The 763-nt window shown below is 43.6% G+C and carries 2 protein-coding genes; both read left to right on the plus strand.

Features of this window, described 5'->3' with window-relative positions; all coding sequences use genetic code 11:
• Positions 1 to 18 precede the first annotated feature (18 nt).
• Entirely contained in the window at positions 19 to 495 is a 477-nt protein-coding gene (locus N1032_RS24985) for a YhcH/YjgK/YiaL family protein (protein ID WP_259543256.1), read from the plus strand.
• A 76-nt stretch (positions 496 to 571) separates the two neighbouring features.
• Positions 572 to 739 carry an alternative ribosome-rescue factor A gene (locus N1032_RS24990; RefSeq protein ID WP_310795990.1) on the plus strand — a complete coding sequence of 56 codons (168 nt, stop codon included), beginning with the start codon at positions 572 to 574 and terminating at the stop codon, positions 737 to 739.
• Positions 740 to 763: the final 24 nt, after the last annotated feature.

Consider the following 763-nt stretch of genomic DNA (forward strand, 5'->3'; position numbering starts at 1 on the left):
TGGCTGGGCCAAATTTAAATGATTTTCTGGGACAATAAAGACTTCGCTAGCGACAGAGGTCAACTTCCATATCCAGTATTGGCTGCCCTTAACTGGATTAAGGAAACTGACTTCTCCAAACTGGAACCGGGTCGTTATCCGATTGGCAAAGATGATGGAGCTATGTTCTGTCTTTACCAACAGTATGATACCGTTGACGTACACGAGAAACGTTCTGAATCCCACAAAGAATATATCGATCTTCAGTATATTATCAGTGGTGAAGAAAGCATCGGTTTTGCTCGTGCTGGTAATGGTGAAGTTGTCGATGAAGACTTGACCCCTGACAGTGATATGGTTTGGTATTCATCAGTGCCTAATGGTGTCCTGTATCCACTGAAGACTGGTGAGTTCATGGTACTGTTCCCGAATGATATTCATCGTCCGGGTCTGAATACCAATGGTGTGTCTTCCGTCACCAAAGCGATGGTTAAGATTCACAAAAATCTGTTCTGATAAAATCCCGGCGGGCAAAGGAGCGGCATAATCAGTCCAAAAGATTATGTGTCAGGGGGTTCGACTCCCTCACGCCGTGGCCAATTCTGGAGTAATAATGTATAAGCATACCAAAGGTAAAATCAATGACAATGCTATTCAGGCATTGCTCCACGATCCTCTGTTCAGAAAACGTGTTGAAAAGAATAAGAAAGGCAAAGGTTCTTATACCCGTAAGAAGAATCACCTTTCTGGAGCTAGATGAGTTTCAACCGATGTGCATTTCGGC

The sequence above is a fragment of the Herbiconiux daphne genome (assembly GCF_024979295.1).
Classification (GTDB): domain Bacteria; phylum Actinomycetota; class Actinomycetes; order Actinomycetales; family Microbacteriaceae; genus Herbiconiux; species Herbiconiux daphnes.